The organism is Glaciibacter sp. 2TAF33 (genome assembly GCF_052114945.1).
In the GTDB taxonomy this organism is placed as follows: domain Bacteria; phylum Actinomycetota; class Actinomycetes; order Actinomycetales; family Microbacteriaceae; genus Cryobacterium.
On the sequence record NZ_JBFRFS010000012.1, the window covers coordinates 125,001 to 143,282 of the forward strand.

The window sequence follows — 18,282 nt, forward strand, 5'->3', positions numbered from 1 at the left end:
ATGATCTGGAAGCGCAGCCGGGCGGCCGACAAGAACGAGTCGGACGCCGGCCGGGCCGGCTACGGCATCGGAGTGCAGGTCATCGTCCGGCTGGAGCGGAGCGGCGATCCCGATTCCGCCGTCGAGGAGCTCCTGAGCGTAGACCCGGTCGGCGTCATCGTGGCGCCGGGCGAATCAGTCGGCTCTCAGCTGTACGCGCCGGCGGCCCCGCGTGAAGCGGTGTGGCAGGTTCAGTTCGACGAGCCGTTCGTCGGTCTGGACGGTTCCGGCCCGCACCTGTCCGCCCTTGTTCCCCAGAGCCGCCTCGAAATCGCACCAGAGGCATGAGCGCCCCGGACCCGACCCGCGCGCCGACCGCCGCGCAAGTCCGCCGATGGCGGCAGTACCTGGCGGACGAGCGCGCAGAGGCCGCGGTCTACCGTGACCTCGCCGGCCGCAGGGCAGGCGAGGAGCGGGAGATCCTGCTTGCGCTGGCCGAGGCAGAAGGCCGCCATGAGGCGCACTGGCGTGATCTCCTGGGCGACCAGACCGGCACCCCGCGCCGCGGCGCCGTCCGCACCCGGTTGCTCGGCTGGCTGGCGCGCCGGTTCGGGTCGGTGTTCGTGCTCGCCCTGGCCCAGCGGGCTGAGGCACGATCGCCGTACGAGGGCGACGCCGACGCCACGGATGCCATGGCGGCCGATGAGCGCATCCACGAGGAGGTGGTGCGCGGCCTCGCCGCGCGCGGCCGCAAACGGCTCTCCGGCACGTTCCGTGCGGCGGTGTTCGGCGTCAACGACGGGCTGGTGAGCAACCTGGCCCTGGTGCTCGGCATCGGCGCCACCGGGGTGCCGGCGGCCACGATCCTGTTCACCGGCATCGCGGGGCTCCTGGCCGGGGCACTGTCCATGGGGGCGGGCGAGTACGTGTCGGTTCGGTCCCAGCGCGAACTGCTGGAGGCCTCGACGCCGAACCCTGCCGCCCAGAGCGCCCTCCCGCACCTCGACCTGGGCGCGAACGAACTGACCCTGGTCTACCGCGCCCGCGGCATGGGCGCCGAAGAGGCAGAGGCGCGCGCCGCCGAGGTGCTCCGCACCCTCGCCGTGGCGACGGGCTCATTGAAGGTGCAGGTCGATGGCGCTGCCGACGGGGAGGTCGTCGACGAGCATGAGGCGGTGGGAACCGGCCTGAGCGCAGCCATCTCCAGCTTCTGCTTCTTCGCCTCCGGCGCCCTCCTTCCGGTGCTGCCGTACCTCGTGGGGCTGACCGGCCTCGCCGCGATCATCGTCGCCGCGGTCCTGGTGGGCCTGGCCCTGCTGGCCACCGGAGCCGTGGTGGGGCTGCTCTCCGGGGCACCGCCCCTCCGCCGCGCACTGCGGCAGCTGGTGATCGGATTTGGCGCCGCCGCTGTCACCTACCTGCTCGGGTTGCTGTTCGGCACCAGCCTCGGCTAATCCTCGGGCTCGAAGTACAGGTGGGCGTGCAGCCGGCATCCGCCGTTGAACAACGCAGTACAGCCTGGGCAACGATCGACTGAACGGTACTCGGTGACCGTCATCTCGCCTCCGCAGACGCCGCAGAGTACCGCCGCCTCCGCCCACCGCGACCGCGGCCACTGCCGGGCCTCATGGGCTTCGGACTCGAGGTGGCACTGGAAGCACGGGTAGTAGCGGTCACAACAGACGAACTTGATGGCGACGACGTCCGTCGGGCCGCCGTAGTGCACGCAGCGCGTCTGGTCGTCGATGGTGTTGCCGTGTACCTGCATCGCAGTCCAACTTAGGGCACCGGCGCCCAGACGCGCCCAGACGGATCCAAATTAGACTCGGGGGGTGAGACTGTGGTCGATTCATCCGCGCTACCTGGACCGGCAGGCGCTCATCGCCGGTTGGCGTGAGGCACTGCTGGCGCAGTCGGTGCTGGTGGCGCCCGGACGCGGTTACAGCAAGCACCCGCAACTGCTCCGGTTCACCGAACACGACGAACCGCTGACGGCCATGGCGCACTTTCTCGCCGCCTACCTCGCCGAGGCGGATGCGCGGGGCTACACCTTCAGCCACGACAAGATCGCGGCTGACCCGCGAGCCGAGGTGCAGCGCATCCCGCTCGCCCGTGGGCAGCTGGCGTACGAGTGGGCACACCTCGGCGGCAAACTCGCCCTGCGGAGCCCGGACATCGCGAAGAGGTGGGAGTCTGTGTCGTCCCCAGACCCGCATCCGCTGTTCACCCTCGTGGACGGCCCGATCGCGGTGTGGGAGCGGCCGCGCGGCGCGGTGGCACCATGAGCAAGCAGGACGGCCGCGGTCGGCAGGTGTCGACCAGCGAGGTCGACGACAGTTCGGCCACCATCCTCCACATCGGCATGGATGCCTTCTTCGCCTCGGTCGAACTGCTCGACTACCCGGAATTGCAGGGCAAGCCGGTCGTCGTCGGCCACCGCTCGGGCCGGTCGGTGGTCACCGCTGCCAACTACGTGGCACGTCGCTACGGGGTGAACTCAGCGATGCCGATGTCGATCGCGCTGCGGCGTTGCCCCGCGGCGATCGTGCTCGAGCCGCACTACGAGCGGTACACCGCATACTCCCGGCTGGTGTTGGGCATCTTCAACGACATGACGCCCCTGGTCGAACCGCTCAGTATCGACGAGGCGTTCCTCGACGTTGCGGGCGCGCGCCGGGTGCACGGCTCGCCGGCCGTGATCGGTGCGCTCATCCGCCGCCGGGTCGAGGCCGAGACCGGCCTCACCTGTTCGGTGGGGGCGGCGTCGACGAAGTTCGTGGCGAAACTGGCCTCCAGCCGGGCCAAGCCGAACGGGCTGCTGGTGGTGCCGGCGGACGGCACCGTCGACTTCCTGCATCCGTTGCCGGTGACGGGGCTCTGGGGCGTCGGCAAGACGACCGAGGAGTCGCTGGCCCGGCTCGGGCTCCGCACCATCGGCGACGTCGCCACCACGCCGTTGCCGGTGCTGCAGCGGGCGCTCGGCGATGCCACATCCCGCAAGCTCTATGAGCTGGCCTGGGGGCGGGACCCGCGCTCCGTGACGCTGGAGCGCGAGGAGAAGAGCGTGGGCCACGAGGTCACCTTCGAACACGACGTGACGGATACCGCCCGGTTGCGCAGCGAGATCCTCCGGCTGTCCGACCAGGTGGGCGCCCGTCTCCGCCGTAGCGGCATCATGGGACGCACGGTCGTGCTGAAGCTCCGTTACGCCGACTTCAGCACGGTCACCCGGTCGCGGACCCTCCCGGAGCCCACCAACGTGGGGCGAAGGATCTACGACGAAGCCGTGTCGAGCTTCGAGACGCTGGCTGCCTCGGGGATCCGAGTGCGGTTGATCGGGGTGCGAATGGAACAGCTCGGCGACGGCGATGGACTCGGGCTGGGGCTGTGGGACCCGGATGACGACTGGCGGGAGGCGGAACTCGCGGTCGACGAGGTGTCGGCCAGGTTCGGCCGCGGCGTGGTGGGGCCGGCATCGCTGCTGCGAGCGGGGAAGCCACGGCCGAAGCTGGGCGATGCGCCCGGGCCGGGCGAAAAATAGGCCGGCGCGGGTCCCGGGCCGCGGGAGGCGAGTAGCCTGTGCGTCATGACTAACATCGCCCTGAAACTCGCAGAAGCCACCCGGTCGTTCGGCGTCAAGTCGGCCTACGGCGACCCGGTGGAGATCGACGGTGTCACCATCATCCCGGTTGCGTACGTCCAGTACGGGTTCGGCGGTGGCGGCGATGAGACCGGCGGAGACGCCGAAATGGGCGGCGGCGGTGGGGGCGGCATGTCGATCCCGGTCGGTGCGTACGTCAAGTCCGGCGGGACCGTGCGCTTCGATCCCAACCTGGTCTCGTTGCTCGCCGTCGGGATCCCGTTCGTCTGGGTGGCAGGGAAGGCGCTGGCCCGGATCATCCGGGCATTCAAGAGCTGAGCCGCACGAACTGAACCGGACGAACCCGGCTGTCCTACGGCCGGGTGCCTCGGATCCGCCGCCAGAGCCGCCGCCAGGGGATGCGGAGCTCACGCACCCAGCGCGGGAAGTGATACGGCCCCCGCACCGGCAGTCCCCGTCGCATCCGCCGCCGGCGGAGGATGAACCGTCGCAGCAACACCAGCATGAGCGCCGCGAGGACCAGCGGGACGACGATGCTCACAGGGGGAGTCTAGGGCTGACGCGGACCAGTCCGCGCCCGCCGCGGCGGTATGATGAGAGCGAACACGGGAGTCCGGTGAGCCGGGCTGAGAGGAAGCTTCTCAAGCTTCGACCGTCGAACCTGATCTGGATCATGCCAGCGCAGGGAGGCAGATCATCTCGTACCCGTGCCCCGTTTCACGTGAAAGGGCACGACATGCACACCATCATCACTTCCCGTCCGTCCGACGCGGCGGCGCCCACCGGCTCGCGCAGCTATCGCTGGCGCGTCGTCGACATCGTCATCGCCAGTGTCATCGGCGTGGCCAGCGGCCTCGTCTTCGTGGTCTGGAACCAGGCGTCCAACCCGCTCAGCGCGGTGCTGTCGCCGGTGCTTCCGGGCCTGCAGGCGCTCCTCGGCGGCGGCTGGCTGTTCGCCGGGGTGCTCGGTGGATTGATCATCAGGAAACCCGGCGCCGCCATCTACACCGAGTTGCTCGCTGCCGTCATCTCCACCCTGGTCGGCAACCAGTGGGCCGCCCTGACGCTGGTCTCCGGCGTGGTGCAGGGCCTGGGCGCCGAAATCGTCTTCGCCCTGTTCCTGTACCGCAACTATCGCCTGGTCGTGGCCCTGGCCGCCGGAGCGGTGGCCGGACTCGCCCTGGCGATCAACGACCTGGTCCTCTGGTACCCCGGATCGGCGAGCGAGTTCGCGACGATCTACGTCGTCTCCGCCATCGTCTCCGGGATCGTCCTGGCCGGACTGCTGTCCTGGTTGGCAATGCGCGGCCTCGCCCGCACCGGGGCGCTCAGCCGGTTCGCGGCCGGCCGCGACGTCGCGACGAGGGTCTGAGCCGCACTCCGATGTCCCGCCCCGACCAGAGCGCGCCGGAACGCGGCCCTGCCACCGCCCTGCCGTCGGCGCCGCCACCCGTCGCGGTACAGCGACCGGTGTCCGACCGCGGCACCGGCGGCGGCGTGGCGGTGCGCGCCGAGAACTGGGGCTGGCGGCACGCCGGGCGGGCGTCCTGGGCCGTCGCCGGGCTCGACGTTCACATCGAGCCGGGGGAGCGGGTCATGCTGCTCGGCGCGTCGGGGTCGGGAAAGTCCACCCTCATCCACGCCCTGGCCGGAGTGCTCGGCGGCGACGACGAGGGCGAGGAACGGGGAAGCCTGCGGGTGAACGGTGGGGACCCGCGCGTCGTGCGCGGGCAGGCCGGACTGGTGCTGCAGGATCCGGACTCGCAGGTGATCCTGGCCAGGGTCGGCGACGACGTCGCGTTCGGCTGCGAGAACCTGGGAGTACCCCGCGACGACATCTGGCGCCGGGTGAACGACGCCCTCGACATGGTGGGGCTCGGCCTTCCGGTCTCGCACCCCACCTCGGCGCTCTCCGGGGGCCAGAAGCAACGCCTGGCCCTGGCCGGTGTGCTGGCCATGCAGCCCGGCCTCCTCCTGTTGGACGAACCGACAGCGAACCTGGACCCCGACGGGGTGCGCGACGTGCGCGCATCCGTTGCCCGCGTCCTGGCCCACACCAGCGCCTCCTTCATCGTGATCGAACACCGGGTGTCGGTCTGGCAGGACCTGGTCGACCGGGTGATCGTCCTCGCCCCCGGCAGAGGACTTCTCGCCGACGGGCCGCCCGCAGAGGTGCTCACCGCGCACGCCGACGAGCTCGCGGCGGCGGGGGTGTGGGTGCCGGGTGCTCTCCCTGGCCTGCCGCGAGCGGCCGGACGGCCGGACAGCGGTGTGACAGCGGATGTCCGCGAAGCGTTCCTCCTGACCGAACGGCTCGCGGTCGCGCGGCCACGGAAGCCCATTGTGGCAGCCGGAATCGACCTCGCCGTCGGCGCCGGCGAGGTCCTGGCCGTGACCGGGCCGAACGGGGCGGGCAAGTCCACGCTCGCGCTGACCGTGGCCGGCCTGTTGAAGCCCGCTGCCGGCCGTGTGCGTGCCGGGGGGGTGCTGGCCGACGGCGCCGCCGCAGAGCCGATCTCCTGGTCCTCCCGGCAGCTGCTCAGCCGCATCGGAACCGTCTTCCAGGACCCTGAGCATCAGTTCCTGGCCGGCAGTGTGCGCACCGAACTCGCCATCGGCCCGCGCGCGCTGAAGCTCGCCGACCGGGAGGTGGACGACCGAGTCGACGCGCTGTTGGCCCGGCTGCGCCTGGACCACCTCGCCGAAGCGAACCCGTTCACCCTCTCCGGAGGGGAGAAGCGACGGTTGTCGGTGGCAACCGTCCTGGCCAGCCGGCCGCGGTTGCTGGTCCTTGACGAACCGACATTCGGCCAGGACTTCCGCACCTGGCAGGACGTCGTGGCGCTGCTGGCGGGGGTCGCTTCCGACGGCACAGCGATCATCGCCGTCTCCCACGACCGTGACTTCGTCGACGCGCTGGCCGACCGGGAGTTCACCATGGCAGCGGCGCGGGAGGCGGCGCCGTGACCATCCTGGCTCCCGCACGCACTGAGCACATGATCCACTCGATCAACCCGGTCGCGAAGCTCGGCGCCTCCCTGCTGCTCGCGGCGGTGATGGTGCTCACGATCGACTGGGTGTCGGCTGCGGTCGCCCTCGCCTGTGAAGCCGTGCTCTTCCTGTTCGCGGGTCTGTCCGTGCGCACCTTCCTGGTGCGCACCGCGCCGATCTGGATCTCCGCTCCGGCGGCGGGGGTTACCACGCTCCTCTACGGGCAAGCCAGCGGCACCGAATACGTGTCGTTCGGGCTGATCCACGTCACCGACGGATCCATCTCCCTCGCCGTCGCCACGACGCTCAGGATCCTCGCGATCGGGCTCCCGGCGGTCGTGCTCTTCGTCACCGTCGACCCGACCGACCTGGCGGACGGGCTCGGCCAGGTCGTCCGGCTGCCGGCCCGTTTCGTGCTCGGCGGGCTGGCGGGTCTCCGCCTGGTCGGGTTGTTCCTCGACGACTGGAGAGCCCTCGAGGCGGCCCGGCGCGCCAGGGGAGTCGCCGACGGCGGCCTCGTGCGGCGGTTCGGCGGGCAGGCGTTCGCGTTGCTGGTGCTGTCGGTGAGGCGGGGGAGCAAGCTGGCCACGGCGATGGAGGCGCGGGGATTCGGGGCGCCCGGCGAACGCACCTGGGCCAGGCCGTCACCGTTCGGCGGGCGCGAATGGGCGCTGCTGGCGCTCGGGCTCCTGATCGCCGCGCTCGCGGTCGTGGTGTCCGTGATGACCGGGAACTGGAACTTTGTCCTCGGCTGAGTGGCAACCGGCGCCTCACACTGCAGCGCTGCTGGCGCCGGTACTCGACGCGCTCGCTTCGATGGACGTGCCGGCGCCCGGCAGGGGCGCGGTGGTCCTCATCGACGGCCCGAGCGGAGCGGGCAAGAGCACCCTCGCCGACGCCATCGCGGCCGCGTGGCCGACCGGGGAACGCCCACAGCTGGTGCGGCTGGACGACGTCTACCCGGGCTGGGACGGCCTTGACGCCGCCGCGCGGCACCTCACCGGGTGCGTGCTTCGCCCGCGTCACGACGGCGACCCGGCGGCGTGGCAACGCTACGACTGGGCGGCGCAGCAACCGGCGGAGTGGAATCAGGTGGTGCCAGACCGGCCCCTCATCGTCGAGGGCTGCGGCGCGCTCGCTGCCGCGAACGCCGAATTGAGCGATGTGAGGGTCTGGCTGGGCGCGCCTGACGGGCTCCGCAAACGCCGGGCGCTGGCTCGCGACGGCGACACGTTCGGCCGGCACTGGGACCAGTGGCAGCGGGAGTGGGACGCCTACGTTGTTCGCGAGGACCCGGAGCGCTGGGCGACCGTCCGCCTGTTTTCGGGCGAGCCGGGCTAGGTTGGAGCCATGACAAGTCCTGATTCCCGCGGAAGCGTATACCTGGCCGAGTTCATCGACGGCCCGTTCGAAGGCCGCACCGAGACCCGTGCCCTGGTCAAGGGCAGGCACGAGCCGCAGATCAGCATGATGGCCGCGGTCGAGAGCATGGAATCGGTGTTCTGGTACAACGAGGTCGACAGCCGTGAGGTGCAGGGAGAACTGCACGTCCGCTATGCCTTCGACGCACCGGACAGCGATCCAGCTGCCTCGGACGACGACCAGAAGCTCGACGAGCTCTGAACCGTCCCGGTCAGCGGGCCACGTTCAGTGCCCTGAGTCGATCCACGCGCTGATCACCGGAACCGGGTTCAGCAACCGCCATCCCGGCCCGGGGTCGCTGATCCCACGGTCGAGGACCAGTGCCGACGACACCGAGTCGCCTGCCGCGGTGACCGCGACGCGGCCAACCGGTGATCCGCCGCCCCGGGTGCTGAACGGTTCCAGGTGCACGTCGGCATCCGTCGCACCCGCGGCCTGCCAGCCGTAACGGCTCTTCGACACTCCAACGACCCCGTTGGCCGTCTGGCCCCACGCCGATTCGAAGCGCACGAAAGCGTCGCCTTCGCTCAGCACGTCGAGGTTGTGCACACCGGCGACGGCACTCTCCATCAGGGCAGTGAGGTCGGCGCTGAGCGTGTCGTAGTCGGGTTCGCCGAGCAGGGCGCCGGCGAAGCGATACGCACCATCACCCTCGCCGACCTGGCCGGTGAAGAGGAAACAGACCCCCGCCGCATCGGTGTAACTGCGCGAGATCCCGGTGAGGCCGAGCTCCGGCAGGTAGGCGGTAGTGTTCTCCACGCCGCGCCGGTCGGCCAGGGCGGAAGACGGATTGGCGAGCAGTTCTGCTATCGCCGGTGTGGTGATGGCGATCCCGGCCAGCCGGGCCAGGTCGGGCGCGGTGCCGGCGCTGGCGTCGTGAAGGCCGTTGGCGTCCGCGACGTGGGTTCCGGTGAGCTTGTGCTCGGCCAGCCAGGCCGCTGCCGCGTCGAGGTAGGCGCCCATCGATCCGAACGCCCATCGGGCGATGGTGTCGGCGTGGTTGTTGCTGGAGCCGAGGATCAGCGCCTGCAGCAGTTCCCGCTCGGTCCAGGTCTCACCCTGGAACACGGCCACTGTCCGAGCGTCCTCGTTCGCGTAGTCGAGATAGCCCTGGTAGTCCTCGGCAGTGATCGTCATCGACGGCCCGGTGCGCCCGGTCTCGAGTGGCTTGGCGTCGAGCACGACCAGGGCGGTCACCAGCTTGGCAGCGGATGCCATCGGCATCGGGTCCGCGTTTCCGGCGACCGCGAGTGGCGCGGCATCGGTTCGGCCGGCCGTTTCAAGCGGGATCACCGCGCTCGCTCCGGTCGACGGCAATGCCGGAGGTGACGGGTTCGCCGGTGCAGCGGCCGGGGTGAGTATCGTGGCGCGCACCACCGGGAGTGGTCCGAGAAGGGTGGCCGGTCCGTACACCCCGAGGGCGAGGATCGCCAGTGCGCCGGCCGTCACGCCGAAGAATCGGCCGGGCCGGAATCTGCTCATGCCTCAGGCTAACCCGGGGGAGGTCAGGCCCAGCCGAGCTCGTGCAGCCTGTCGTCGTCAATCCCGTAAAAGTGGGCGATTTCGTGCACCAGGGTCACGTGGATCTCCTCCCGCAGGTCGTCGACTGTGTCGCAGATCGCCAGCAGTGGCTCCCGGAAGAGGATGATGCGGTCGGGCATTTCGCCGAACCCGTACTGGCTGCGCTCGGTGAGTGCGATGCCGTCGTAGAGGCCCAGCGTGTCGAGGGTGCCGTTTTCCGGTCGATCCTCGACCACGAAGATCACGTTGTCGAGGCCGTCGACCATGTCGTCGGGCAGAAGATCGAGTTCGTCAACGACCAGGCGGTCGAACTCGGCGGTGTCCATGTCCAGCATCAGTCAGACCGGGCATCCGTTGTCGCTGTTTTCATTGGGGTGAGTAACGGGGCTTGAACCCGCGACCTCCTGGACCACAACCAGGCGCTCTACCAACTGAGCTATACCCACCATGTGCGTCTCCGTCCTCTCGGACGAAGGCAACTCAAGAATACTATTACACCAACGGCCCGAAGTTGTTCACAACGTCCGCTGAAACAGTTTTTGCTTCCTCGCTTGTGGGCCCCGGGTCGGCCACGAACACCGTCTGGCGGTAGTACGCGAGCTCCCGAATCGATTCGAGGATGTCCGCGAGCGCGCGGTGTCCACCATCCTTCGGCGGGGAGTTGAAGTACGCACGGGGGTACCACCGGCGGGCGAGTTCCTTGATCGACGAGACGTCGACGTTGCGGTAGTGCAGGTGGGTGTCCAGCCGGGGCATGAACTTCGACAGGAATGCACGGTCGGTGCCGATGGAGTTGCCGGCCAACGGCGCTTTCTGGTCGGCCGGGATAAACTTGAGGAGGTACTCGAGCACCTCATACTCGGCCTCGGCCACGCTCACGCCGTTCGGGATCTCTTCGATCAACCCGCTCGTGGTGTGCATCTCGCGCACGAAGTCACCCATGTGCTCGAGCGCCGAGGGGTCGGGCTTGATCACGATGTCGATGCCGGGATCGACCAGGTTGAGGTCGTAGTCGGTGATCACCACCGCGATCTCGACCAGCTCGTCTGAATCCAAGTCCAGGCCGGTCATTTCGCAATCGATCCACACCAACCGGTCACTGCTGTTTGTCATGGGGCGAGTCTATCGGTGGGCTCGGACAGCGCCCGCCGCGGCGAACCGTCCGTAGACTGGAAGAACCATGGAACTGACCCTGTTCTCGTCCTCATTCTGCGAGCCGTGCATCCAGACCCGCGCTGTCCTCGCCGAAGTGAAACGACTGGTTCCCCAGGCCACCGTGCGTGAGTACGATGTGGCCCGCGACACTGACAAGGCTGAGGCGAACGGCATCCGCTTCACGCCCACCGTGATCGTGGCCGACGACGCCGGCACCGAGGTGTTCCGCGCCGTCGGAGTCCCGACGCTGGCCCAGGTGCTGGTCGCGGCGGCCAAGGCCGTCTGAGCGGATGCGCCGGGACCGTTCGTGCTGACCGGAGCCGTACCCTGGTCTGCGGTATCGTGGAACCGCTCAGCCCGCCCCCGTAGCTCAGTGGATAGAGCAGCGGCCTTCTAATCCGCTTGTCGTAGGTTCGATTCCTACCGGGGGCACCCGGTGCATCCGCTTGATAGATTGCCTGTATGCGAGACCTTCAGGCGCGAATCATCGCGGAACTCAACGTGGCACCCACGATCGAACCCGCCGCCGAAGTGGCCAGCCGCGTCGGTTTCCTCACCGACTACCTGCGCAGCTCCGGCGCCAGGGGCCTGGTGCTTGGAATCAGCGGCGGCCAGGACTCCACGTTGGCCGGCCGGCTCTGCCAGCTCGCGGTCGAAGAGCTGACGCAGGATGGCGTCACCGCCCGCTTCGTGGCGGTGCGGCTGCCGTACGGCCGGCAGAGCGATGAGGACGACGCCCACCTCGCCCTGGACTTCATCAAGCCCCATCAGGCCCTCACGTTCAACATCAAACGGGCCGTCGACGGGGTTGAGGCGGAATTCGGCGACAGCACCGGCGAGAAGCTCCGTGATTTCGACAAGGGGAACGTGAAAGCCAGGGAGCGTATGGTCGCGCAGTACGCCATCGCCGGTGACGACCGGTTGCTCGTGGTGGGCACCGATCACGCCGCGGAGGCGGTCACCGGTTTCTACACCAAGTTCGGGGACGGCGGGGCGGACATCCTGCCGCTGTCCGGGCTCACCAAGCGGCAGGGCCGGGCCATGTTGGTCGAACTGGGCGCCCCGGAGCGGCTCTACCTCAAGCTCCCGACGGCGGACCTTCTCGACGACAACCCCGGCCAGACCGACGAGGCGAATCTCGGCCTGAGCTACCAGGACATCGACGACTACCTGGAGGGCGGAGACATCGACGCCGACGTCGCCGAGGCGATCGAGAAGCGCTACCTGGCCACCCGGCACAAGCGAAACCTGCCGGTGTCACCCGCAGACGACTGGTGGCGCTGACCCCTGGCACCTTCCCGTGCGTCTGGGCGTTGGACTACAGCGTGTTGACGGCCGCGGTGTGGTTGCCGGTGCTCGCCGGGCGCACCTCGAGCGCCTGAACGTCATCCAGCAGGCGCTGCGTCTCGGTCGACGGCGCGGTGGCCGACGCGGGACTGGAAGGAACCGGCGCGGGTGCGGCGGGGAAGGGACGGGCCTCGGGCGCTGAGAACTGGTCGTGGTGCTGCTGCGCCACCCAGGCGTCCTGCTCCGCCAACAATCCCGATTCCGGTGCGGCACTCTGCGTGCCCCAGCGTTCGAGGTCTGACTGGAAGATCTTCCGCGCCCGGGAGGGCTTGTTCTGCCACTCGATGAGGCGATCACGGAACTCGTGCACCGCCGGTTCGAGCTGGTAGCCGAACGTCGCGGACGTGCGTTTGAACTCGGCAAGCTGGTGGGCGGCCCAGTTCGCCGCAGTACCGGCGCCGCGGATCGGAAGCAGGCGCACCTGGATGTCTGCCTGGCCGACAGCGCGGTCGGCCATCACCTGTTCCTGCGGGGTGAGCGAATTCCACACGGATGCCTCGGTTGCGGCGTCGATGAGGGCGCCGATCGCGGCGGCCTTCACCTCCCTGTCGCGCTGGTCGATCAGGCCGCGGATCGCGCCGCGGGAGATCCACGCGGCGAGCACGCTGCCCACGACGAGGGAAACGACAAGCACGATCGCACCGTAGACAAACGGAAGCGTGTCGGCGTCTGTGAGCCAGTTTACGAAGCTATTCCACCACTGCATGTGCCGAACTTACCTCCGCCGGCTCGGGTTCACCGGCAGGGCGGACGGCGCGCCACGCCTGGACCGAAAAATCGGTCAGCGAAAGCAGTCGGCCGCGTCATCGATCTTCCAGAACACGCCGAGGTCGATGGTGCGGGTGGCCGCGATCAACCGCCGGGCTGCGAAACGGTCGCCGTCGGCATCCGCTCGTCGCTCGATGTGGCCCAGCACCGCGCCCGACCGCCCGGTCACCCGCCACAGGCCGTCTTTCACCGGCACCAGGTTGGGCCCGTGGAAGGCGGTGGTGCGAACGAGAGTGGGCAGTGCGCTCATGTGGTCCTCCGTGATGTCAGCCGGTGCGCGTTGGTGATGCTTTCACGCTAATCGGGGCCACCGACATTCGGCTGGGTCAGCTGGTGAGGGACACTTTCGGACCGGTCAGGTCCTGGCTGGCCAGGTCCAGGTCGATGACCTTGTCGGCGCGTGATGTCTGCGCCAGGACAATGCCGACCAGAACGATCGCTGCACCCACGGCCTGCACCAGGTCGAGCATTTCACCGAGCCAGAGGAAGGCGAAGAGGAAGGCGAAAATGACCTCAGAGGACGACACGATTCCCGCCGCGGTGGCTTTCAGCCGGCCCAGCGCCAGATACGACAACAGGTAGGGGGCGAATGAGCCGAGGACACCGTTCCACAGCAGGACGGACCAGAGCGGGAAGGACAAGTCGGCCAGGTTGCCGCCGAGGCTCGTCTGCCGGCCCAGAACGGCCGGCTGGATGTTCCACCAGCCGCTGAAGACGAGCCAGAAGGCGCTGGCGAACAGCATCGACCAGAATGACACCGCCAGGGCGGACGTCGACTGGACCTGCCGCTCGCCGATCAGGAAGTAGACGGCGAGGCAGATCGCGGCGAGGATCCCGGCGAGCACGCCCAGCGCGTTGAGTGTGCTGGCCCAGACCTGCGCGACGACGGCCATGCCGACCAGGACGGCGCCGATCGCGACCCAGATCCGTGCCTTCACCCTCTCCTTGAAGATGAAACGGGCGGCAAGGGCGACGAGCAGCACGCCGCCGTACTCGAGCATCAGGGCGATGCCGACCGGCAACAGGCTGATGGCGATCGCGTAGAACCACTGGATCAGGGCAACGCCGGCGATTCCCAGGACCGCCATCACCAGGATCTGCCGTCTGTCGATGCGGAACGCCGCGCGGTTGCTGACCAGCAGCACGATCCCGGCCATGACCGCGATCACGGTGACGCGAATGAACGTCAACTGCGCCGGGGAGATTCCGGCTTCGATGACCACCTTCGTGGTGCTGCCGTTGAGGCCGAACAGCAGGGAGGCGATCAGCGCAAAGAGGTAGCCCACCGGTCAGTGTGCGGTGCCGTGCACCGCGTACGGCTCGATCGACGCGATCTCGCCCTCGTCCAGCGGCGGGGCGTCGAGTGCGCCGATGGTCTGTTCCAGTTGCGCCACACTCGAGGCGCCGACCAGGACGGATGTCACGGACTCCTGTCTGAGGATCCAGGTCACGGCGAGCTGGGCGAGGGACTGGTGCCGCGAAGCGGCAATGTCGTTCAACGCCCGTGCGCGTGCCAGGTAGGTGGCGCTGAGGTCTTCTTCGTTCAAGAACCGGCTGGTGGCCACTCGGGAATCGGACGGAACGGTGCCGCCGAGGTAGCGGTCGGTCAGGAGGCCCTGGGCCAGCGGTGAGAAGACGATGCTGCCGACGCCGAGCTCGTCCAGCACCGGGAACAGGCCGTCTTCGATATGCCGGTCGAACATCGAGTACCGGGGCTGGTGGATGAGCAGGGGAACCTTGTGCTCGGCCAATGCCGCGGCGGCGGCCCGGGTCTGCGCCGGGTCGTAGTTCGAGATGCCGACGTAGAGCGCCTTGCCCTGGTGCACCGCGGTGGCCAGCGCGCCCATGGTCTCCTCGATCGGTGTGGACGGATCGGGCCGGTGGGAGTAGAAGATGTCGACGTAGTCGAGGCCCAGGCGGCAGAGGCTCGCGTCCAACGACGAGAGCATGTACTTGCGGGAGCCCCACTCGCCGTACGGCCCTGGCCACATGTCGTAGCCGGCCTTGCTGGAGATGATGAGTTCATCGCGGTATGGCCGGAAGTCCTCGGCGAAGATGCGCCCGAAATTGGTTTCTGCCGACCCCGGGGGTGGCCCGTAGTTGTTCGCCAGGTCGAAGTGCGTGACTCCCAGGTCGAACGCCCGCCGGAGTATCGCGCGCTGGGTGTCAATGGTGCGTTCGTGGCCGAAGTTGTGCCAGAGGCCGAGCGACAGCGAGGGCAGTAACAGCCCGCTTCTGCCGGTGCGTCGGTACGGCATGGAGTCATAGCGGTTTTCGGTGGCGACGAAGGTCATGAAGTCACTCTAGGACCTCCTCCACAAGTGGCCTTCTGCGGGAGTTGTCCACCGATCTGTCGAGCGCCGTCCCACGCGCCGCTTTGCCGCCTCACACTCCTGTATGTGGAACCGGGAGCGACCGTCCTCTGGCACGAGCGGTCGCTTCCGGACTGCACGCGTCGGCGACCGCCGGCGGCCGGAGACAGCGCAGGGAGCAGATCAGATGAGTGACATGACGACATTGACGGGCATCGTTGCCAGCGAACCGTATCACCGCATCACCAGCGACGGGCTGGCGATCACCTCGTTCCGCCTGGCGTCCGGCAATCGCCGGTTCGACAAGGAAAAAAAGGGCTGGGTTGATGGTGAAACCAACTGGTACACCGTGAAGGCGTTTCGCCACCTGGCCTACAACACGGCGGCCTCGCTCCGGAAGGGCGAACACGTGCTGGTCACCGGACGCCTCCATGTGCGGAACTGGGAGAGCGACGAGAGGAAGGGAACCACGATGGACGTCGAAGCTGATGCGATCGGGCACGACTTGTTCTGGTGCACGACGTCGTTCGCGCGCAACGCGCCCCGCGCCCGACTGCAGGACGCGGCCGGCCAGTATGACCCCGAGGAGTTCGGGGCTCGCCCGACCGGTGACGACCGGGCTGCCGGGGGGTCCCTGGCGGCGGAACCTGCGGCCAGCCCGGCGGACTGGATGGCGAACCCTGATCGGAGCCCAGGGGGATGGTCGGCCGCGGAACTGGGCGGCCCGGATGATGCAGGCGTACCGGCCGATCTGGCAGACCCCGTCCCCGAGGATCCGTACCAGGCATCCGCTGACGGGTTCCTGCCCGAATCGGAGACCGGGATGGCGACCCTAGACTCATAGGACTGGCTCAGCGGACTGGCCCACGGACGGCGGCCGACAGGCGGCGGGTCCGAGGCGCGACCCGCGACCAGATCAACCACAGGTGCTGCCGCACGGCGGCGGGGGAGGACCAGCGTGTCGGAACGGTCGACAGAAGCACACCGATCAACGGGGCGCCGGCGGATATCGACATTCTCCGTGCTCTCCGGCTCGCTGCTCGCCGGGGGAGTGCTGCTCGGACTGGTGCTGTCGGGGTGCGCGCCGACACCGCCCGGGCCGCATCCGTCGTCGACCGTCCCAGACGTCGTCTCACCGGGACCGACGACGGCCGCGGTGCCCACCGTCAAGCCCATGCTGAGTGCGTCGGAAAACCTGGCGTACTTCGATTCGGTCTCGGCGGGGGCGCTCGCAGCGAATCCGTCCGCCGACGGGCGCGCGTTCATCGACGCCCTCGCCGCCGCGGGGTTCGACAAGACGCAGATGGAAGTGACATTCGACACCACCGCCGCCAACCTGGCTGCCGATTCCATCCAGTTCGCGGTGCGTTTCAACGGCGAATGCCTCATCGGGCAGCACGGACCGGCCAGCGACGGCTTCCACAGCATGGTCGCGCCACTCCTCGGGACAGGGCGGTGTCTCGTCGGGGCGACGCGCCAAATAGACTGGTAGGTATTATGGCCGAATTTATTTACACGATGGTCCGCGCTCGCAAGGCGGTTGGCGACAAGCTCATCCTCGACGACGTCACGATGTCATTCTTCCCCGGCGCCAAGATCGGCATTGTCGGGCCGAACGGCGCCGGTAAGTCCACGATCCTCAAGATCATGGCGGGACTGGACACCCCGAGCAACGGCGAAGCCAAACTGAGCCCCGGCTACAGTGTCGGCATCCTGATGCAGGAGCCCGAACTCGATGAGACCAAGACCGTACTCGAAAACGTGCAGGAGGGCGTCGGCGAGATCAAGGCGAAGGTCGACCGGTTCAACGAGATCTCGCTGGCGATGGCTGAACCCGACGCCGACTTCGACGCTCTGCTGGCTGAGATGGGCGTGCTCCAGGAGGAGATCGACCACGCGGATGCCTGGGACCTCGACTCCCAGCTCGAGCAGGCGATGGATGCGCTCCGTACCCCACCTGGGGACTACGAAGTCGCGAATCTCTCCGGTGGTGAGAAGCGCCGGGTGGCGCTGACCAAGCTGTTGCTGCAGAAGCCAGACCTGTTGCTGCTCGACGAACCAACCAACCACCTCGACGCCGAAAGTGTGCTCTGGCTCGAGCAGCACCTCGCCAAGTACCCCGGCGCCGTGCTCGCCGTCACCCACGACCGGTACTTCCTCGACCACGTCGCCGAATGGATCGCCGAAGTCGACCGCGGCCACCTGTACCCGTACGAGGGCAACTACTCCACCTACCTGGAGAAGAAGCAGGAGCGCCTGCAGGTGCAGGGCAAGAAGGACGCCAAGCTGTCCAAGCGCCTCGCTGAGGAACTCGACTGGGTCCGCTCCAACGCGAAGGGACGCCAGGCCAAGTCCAAGGCGCGCCTGGCCCGCTACGAGGAGATGGTCACCGAAGCCGAGCGCACGCGCAAGCTCGACTTCGAGGAGATCCAGATTCCGGTCGGTCCGCGCCTGGGCGCCCAGGTCATCGACGCGAAGAAGCTCAAGAAGGGCTTCGGCGACCGCGTGCTCATTGAAGACCTGTCGTTCACCCTGCCGCGAAACGGCATCGTCGGCGTCATCGGTCCGAACGGTGTGGGCAAGACGACGTTGTTCAAGACGATCGTTGCCAAGGAACCGCTGGACGGCGGGGAGCTCAAGGTCGGCGAAACGGTCGACATCTCCTACGTCGACCAGGAACGCGGCGGCATCGACCCGAACAAGTCATTGTGGGAGGTCGTTTCCGACGGCCAGGACTACATCCAGGTCGGGAAGAGCGAGATCCCGTCCCGCGCGTACGTTTCGACCTTCGGCTTCAAGGGACCCGACCAGCAGAAGAAGGCCGGCGTACTCTCCGGTGGAGAGCGCAACCGGTTGAACCTGGCCCTCACGCTCAAACAGGGCGGCAACCTCCTGATGCTCGACGAACCGACAAACGACCTCGACGTCGAAACCCTCGGTTCGCTGGAGAACGCACTGCTCGAGTTCCCCGGCTGCGCCGTCGTCATCACGCACGACCGGTGGTTCCTCGACCGCATCGCCACGCACATCCTCGCCTATGAGGGCACGGAGGAGGACCCGGCCAACTGGTACTGGTTCGAGGGCAACTTCGAATCGTATGAGCAGAACAAGATCGAGCGCCTCGGCGCCGACGCCGCGAAGCCGCACCGCTCTGCTTACCGGAAGCTCACCCGTGACTAGGCTGCG

At 68.3% G+C, this 18,282-nt stretch carries 24 protein-coding genes, 2 tRNA genes and 1 riboswitch; of the genes, 16 read left to right on the forward strand and 10 right to left on the reverse strand.

What is annotated here, in order from left to right; genetic code table 11:
- Complete coding sequence (locus AB4Y94_RS14040; protein ID WP_441728474.1) at nucleotides 1-327, forward strand: hypothetical protein; 327 nt, start codon at nucleotides 1-3, stop codon at nucleotides 325-327.
- Nucleotides 324-1,433 (forward strand): VIT1/CCC1 transporter family protein, encoded by a 1,110-nt coding sequence (locus AB4Y94_RS14045; protein WP_441728475.1) that lies wholly within the window; start codon nucleotides 324-326, stop codon nucleotides 1,431-1,433. The genes AB4Y94_RS14040 and AB4Y94_RS14045 overlap by 4 nt, the downstream gene beginning before the upstream one ends.
- Here the strand turns inward: AB4Y94_RS14045 and AB4Y94_RS14050 are convergent.
- Nucleotides 1,430-1,747, reverse strand: a complete 318-nt coding sequence (locus AB4Y94_RS14050) for a CHY zinc finger protein (protein WP_441728476.1) — start codon at nucleotides 1,745-1,747, stop codon at nucleotides 1,430-1,432. The two genes, AB4Y94_RS14045 and AB4Y94_RS14050, sit on opposite strands and share 4 nt — an antisense overlap.
- 64 nt (nucleotides 1,748-1,811) lie before the next feature.
- Between AB4Y94_RS14050 and AB4Y94_RS14055 the strand changes: the two genes are divergently transcribed.
- Genes AB4Y94_RS14055 through AB4Y94_RS14065 form a run of 3 tightly spaced genes read left to right on the forward strand, consistent with a single transcriptional unit; the run spans nucleotide 1,812 to nucleotide 3,898 of the window.
- Nucleotides 1,812-2,264 (forward strand): pyrimidine dimer DNA glycosylase/endonuclease V, encoded by a 453-nt coding sequence (locus tag AB4Y94_RS14055; protein ID WP_441728477.1) that lies wholly within the window; start codon nucleotides 1,812-1,814, stop codon nucleotides 2,262-2,264.
- Complete coding sequence (locus tag AB4Y94_RS14060; RefSeq protein WP_441728479.1) at nucleotides 2,261-3,520, forward strand: DNA polymerase IV; 1,260 nt, start codon at nucleotides 2,261-2,263, stop codon at nucleotides 3,518-3,520. Before AB4Y94_RS14055 ends, AB4Y94_RS14060 begins: the two co-directional genes overlap by 4 nt.
- A gap of 45 nt (nucleotides 3,521-3,565) precedes the next feature.
- Nucleotides 3,566-3,898, forward strand: a complete 333-nt coding sequence (locus AB4Y94_RS14065) for a spore germination protein GerW family protein (protein ID WP_441728480.1) — start codon at nucleotides 3,566-3,568, stop codon at nucleotides 3,896-3,898.
- Between the two features lie 34 nt (nucleotides 3,899-3,932).
- On the opposite strand, the gene AB4Y94_RS14070 is transcribed toward AB4Y94_RS14065, so the two are convergent.
- On the reverse strand, nucleotides 3,933-4,121 hold the full coding sequence (locus tag AB4Y94_RS14070) for a hypothetical protein (RefSeq protein WP_441728482.1): 189 nt from the start codon (nucleotides 4,119-4,121) through the stop codon (nucleotides 3,933-3,935).
- Nucleotides 4,122-4,175: 54 nt separating this feature from the next.
- A riboswitch (TPP riboswitch) is annotated at nucleotides 4,176-4,285 on the forward strand.
- A gap of 31 nt (nucleotides 4,286-4,316) precedes the next feature.
- Here AB4Y94_RS14070 and AB4Y94_RS14075 point away from each other — a divergent pair.
- From AB4Y94_RS14075 to AB4Y94_RS14095, 5 genes are read left to right on the forward strand one after another with little or no spacing between them, the layout of a single operon-like run.
- Nucleotides 4,317-4,952, forward strand: coding sequence for an ECF transporter S component (locus tag AB4Y94_RS14075; protein ID WP_441728484.1), 636 nt, complete (start codon nucleotides 4,317-4,319; stop codon nucleotides 4,950-4,952).
- Between the two features lie 11 nt (nucleotides 4,953-4,963).
- Entirely contained in the window at nucleotides 4,964-6,547 is a 1,584-nt protein-coding gene (locus tag AB4Y94_RS14080; RefSeq protein ID WP_441728485.1) for an ABC transporter ATP-binding protein, read from the forward strand.
- A complete protein-coding gene (locus AB4Y94_RS14085) occupies nucleotides 6,544-7,326 on the forward strand; it encodes an energy-coupling factor transporter transmembrane component T family protein (protein ID WP_441728486.1) in 783 nt (260 codons plus the stop codon). Before AB4Y94_RS14080 ends, AB4Y94_RS14085 begins: the two co-directional genes overlap by 4 nt.
- The gene (locus tag AB4Y94_RS14090) at nucleotides 7,313-7,912 is read left to right on the forward strand and encodes an ATP-binding protein (protein WP_441728487.1); all 600 of its coding nucleotides are present in this window, start codon (nucleotides 7,313-7,315) and stop codon (nucleotides 7,910-7,912) included. The genes AB4Y94_RS14085 and AB4Y94_RS14090 overlap by 14 nt, the downstream gene beginning before the upstream one ends.
- Before the next feature lie 9 nt (nucleotides 7,913-7,921).
- Complete coding sequence (locus AB4Y94_RS14095) at nucleotides 7,922-8,194, forward strand: hypothetical protein (RefSeq protein ID WP_441728488.1); 273 nt, start codon at nucleotides 7,922-7,924, stop codon at nucleotides 8,192-8,194.
- 24 nt (nucleotides 8,195-8,218) lie between these two features.
- Here AB4Y94_RS14095 and AB4Y94_RS14100 read toward each other — a convergent pair whose 3' ends face one another.
- The 4 genes from AB4Y94_RS14100 to orn form a co-directional block, all read right to left on the reverse strand.
- The gene (locus tag AB4Y94_RS14100; protein ID WP_441728489.1) at nucleotides 8,219-9,475 is read right to left on the reverse strand and encodes a D-alanyl-D-alanine carboxypeptidase family protein; all 1,257 of its coding nucleotides are present in this window, start codon (nucleotides 9,473-9,475) and stop codon (nucleotides 8,219-8,221) included.
- Between the two features lie 23 nt (nucleotides 9,476-9,498).
- Nucleotides 9,499-9,849, reverse strand: a complete 351-nt coding sequence (locus AB4Y94_RS14105; RefSeq protein ID WP_441728490.1) for a metallopeptidase family protein — start codon at nucleotides 9,847-9,849, stop codon at nucleotides 9,499-9,501.
- A gap of 35 nt (nucleotides 9,850-9,884) precedes the next feature.
- A tRNA-His gene (locus AB4Y94_RS14110) sits at nucleotides 9,885-9,960 on the reverse strand.
- Between the two features lie 46 nt (nucleotides 9,961-10,006).
- Nucleotides 10,007-10,627, reverse strand: coding sequence for an oligoribonuclease (gene orn / locus AB4Y94_RS14115; RefSeq protein ID WP_441728491.1), 621 nt, complete (start codon nucleotides 10,625-10,627; stop codon nucleotides 10,007-10,009).
- A 67-nt stretch (nucleotides 10,628-10,694) separates the two neighbouring features.
- On the opposite strand from orn, the gene AB4Y94_RS14120 reads away from it, so the two are divergent.
- The 3 genes from AB4Y94_RS14120 to nadE all read left to right on the forward strand — a co-directional run bounded on the left by AB4Y94_RS14120 (nucleotide 10,695) and on the right by nadE (nucleotide 11,953).
- Nucleotides 10,695-10,955 (forward strand): thioredoxin family protein, encoded by a 261-nt coding sequence (locus AB4Y94_RS14120; protein WP_441728493.1) that lies wholly within the window; start codon nucleotides 10,695-10,697, stop codon nucleotides 10,953-10,955.
- A gap of 73 nt (nucleotides 10,956-11,028) precedes the next feature.
- Nucleotides 11,029-11,101: transfer RNA gene (locus AB4Y94_RS14125), tRNA-Arg, on the forward strand.
- A gap of 30 nt (nucleotides 11,102-11,131) precedes the next feature.
- Nucleotides 11,132-11,953, forward strand: a complete 822-nt coding sequence (gene nadE, locus AB4Y94_RS14130) for an ammonia-dependent NAD(+) synthetase (protein WP_441728495.1) — start codon at nucleotides 11,132-11,134, stop codon at nucleotides 11,951-11,953.
- A 34-nt stretch (nucleotides 11,954-11,987) separates the two neighbouring features.
- Here nadE and AB4Y94_RS14135 read toward each other — a convergent pair whose 3' ends face one another.
- The 4 genes from AB4Y94_RS14135 to AB4Y94_RS14150 all read right to left on the reverse strand — a co-directional run bounded on the left by AB4Y94_RS14135 (nucleotide 11,988) and on the right by AB4Y94_RS14150 (nucleotide 15,078).
- A complete protein-coding gene (locus AB4Y94_RS14135) occupies nucleotides 11,988-12,722 on the reverse strand; it encodes a hypothetical protein (RefSeq protein WP_441728496.1) in 735 nt (244 codons plus the stop codon).
- Nucleotides 12,723-12,797: 75 nt separating this feature from the next.
- Nucleotides 12,798-13,034 carry a hypothetical protein gene (locus AB4Y94_RS14140; RefSeq protein ID WP_441728498.1) on the reverse strand — a complete coding sequence of 79 codons (237 nt, stop codon included), beginning with the start codon at nucleotides 13,032-13,034 and terminating at the stop codon, nucleotides 12,798-12,800.
- Nucleotides 13,035-13,110: 76 nt separating this feature from the next.
- A complete protein-coding gene (locus AB4Y94_RS14145; RefSeq protein ID WP_441728500.1) occupies nucleotides 13,111-14,070 on the reverse strand; it encodes an EamA family transporter in 960 nt (319 codons plus the stop codon).
- Nucleotides 14,071-14,073: 3 nt separating this feature from the next.
- On the reverse strand, nucleotides 14,074-15,078 hold the full coding sequence (locus tag AB4Y94_RS14150; protein ID WP_441728501.1) for an aldo/keto reductase: 1,005 nt from the start codon (nucleotides 15,076-15,078) through the stop codon (nucleotides 14,074-14,076).
- A 205-nt stretch (nucleotides 15,079-15,283) separates the two neighbouring features.
- Here AB4Y94_RS14150 and AB4Y94_RS14155 point away from each other — a divergent pair, with 205 nt between their 5' ends.
- The 3 genes from AB4Y94_RS14155 to ettA all read left to right on the forward strand — a co-directional run bounded on the left by AB4Y94_RS14155 (nucleotide 15,284) and on the right by ettA (nucleotide 18,276).
- The gene (locus AB4Y94_RS14155; RefSeq protein ID WP_441728502.1) at nucleotides 15,284-15,940 is read left to right on the forward strand and encodes a single-stranded DNA-binding protein; all 657 of its coding nucleotides are present in this window, start codon (nucleotides 15,284-15,286) and stop codon (nucleotides 15,938-15,940) included.
- Between the two features lie 177 nt (nucleotides 15,941-16,117).
- The gene (locus tag AB4Y94_RS14160; RefSeq protein WP_441728503.1) at nucleotides 16,118-16,588 is read left to right on the forward strand and encodes a DUF6993 domain-containing protein; all 471 of its coding nucleotides are present in this window, start codon (nucleotides 16,118-16,120) and stop codon (nucleotides 16,586-16,588) included.
- A gap of 5 nt (nucleotides 16,589-16,593) precedes the next feature.
- Nucleotides 16,594-18,276, forward strand: a complete 1,683-nt coding sequence (gene ettA, locus AB4Y94_RS14165; protein ID WP_441728504.1) for an energy-dependent translational throttle protein EttA — start codon at nucleotides 16,594-16,596, stop codon at nucleotides 18,274-18,276.
- Nucleotides 18,277-18,282 lie beyond the last annotated feature (6 nt).

Bases quoted from the DNA above. Each gene is read 5' to 3' on its own strand.
- AB4Y94_RS14150 (WP_441728501.1), bottom strand. From the start codon at position 15,078: ATGACCTTCGTCGCCACCGAAAACCGCTATGACTCCATGCCGTACCGA.
- AB4Y94_RS14120 (WP_441728493.1), top strand. From the start codon at position 10,695: ATGGAACTGACCCTGTTCTCGTCCTCATTCTGCGAGCCGTGCATCCAG.
- AB4Y94_RS14040 (WP_441728474.1), top strand. From the start codon at position 1: ATGATCTGGAAGCGCAGCCGGGCGGCCGACAAGAACGAGTCGGACGCC.
- AB4Y94_RS14075 (WP_441728484.1), top strand. From the start codon at position 4,317: ATGCACACCATCATCACTTCCCGTCCGTCCGACGCGGCGGCGCCCACC.
- orn (WP_441728491.1), bottom strand. From the start codon at position 10,627: ATGACAAACAGCAGTGACCGGTTGGTGTGGATCGATTGCGAAATGACC.
- AB4Y94_RS14050 (WP_441728476.1), bottom strand. From the start codon at position 1,747: ATGCAGGTACACGGCAACACCATCGACGACCAGACGCGCTGCGTGCAC.
- AB4Y94_RS14105 (WP_441728490.1), bottom strand. From the start codon at position 9,849: ATGCTGGACATGGACACCGCCGAGTTCGACCGCCTGGTCGTTGACGAA.
- AB4Y94_RS14065 (WP_441728480.1), top strand. From the start codon at position 3,566: ATGACTAACATCGCCCTGAAACTCGCAGAAGCCACCCGGTCGTTCGGC.
- AB4Y94_RS14135 (WP_441728496.1), bottom strand. From the start codon at position 12,722: ATGCAGTGGTGGAATAGCTTCGTAAACTGGCTCACAGACGCCGACACG.
- AB4Y94_RS14100 (WP_441728489.1), bottom strand. From the start codon at position 9,475: ATGAGCAGATTCCGGCCCGGCCGATTCTTCGGCGTGACGGCCGGCGCA.
- AB4Y94_RS14080 (WP_441728485.1), top strand. From the start codon at position 4,964: ATGTCCCGCCCCGACCAGAGCGCGCCGGAACGCGGCCCTGCCACCGCC.
- AB4Y94_RS14045 (WP_441728475.1), top strand. From the start codon at position 324: ATGAGCGCCCCGGACCCGACCCGCGCGCCGACCGCCGCGCAAGTCCGC.
- AB4Y94_RS14140 (WP_441728498.1), bottom strand. From the start codon at position 13,034: ATGAGCGCACTGCCCACTCTCGTTCGCACCACCGCCTTCCACGGGCCC.
- ettA (WP_441728504.1), top strand. From the start codon at position 16,594: ATGGCCGAATTTATTTACACGATGGTCCGCGCTCGCAAGGCGGTTGGC.
- AB4Y94_RS14095 (WP_441728488.1), top strand. From the start codon at position 7,922: ATGACAAGTCCTGATTCCCGCGGAAGCGTATACCTGGCCGAGTTCATC.
- AB4Y94_RS14155 (WP_441728502.1), top strand. From the start codon at position 15,284: ATGAGTGACATGACGACATTGACGGGCATCGTTGCCAGCGAACCGTAT.
- AB4Y94_RS14060 (WP_441728479.1), top strand. From the start codon at position 2,261: ATGAGCAAGCAGGACGGCCGCGGTCGGCAGGTGTCGACCAGCGAGGTC.
- nadE (WP_441728495.1), top strand. From the start codon at position 11,132: ATGCGAGACCTTCAGGCGCGAATCATCGCGGAACTCAACGTGGCACCC.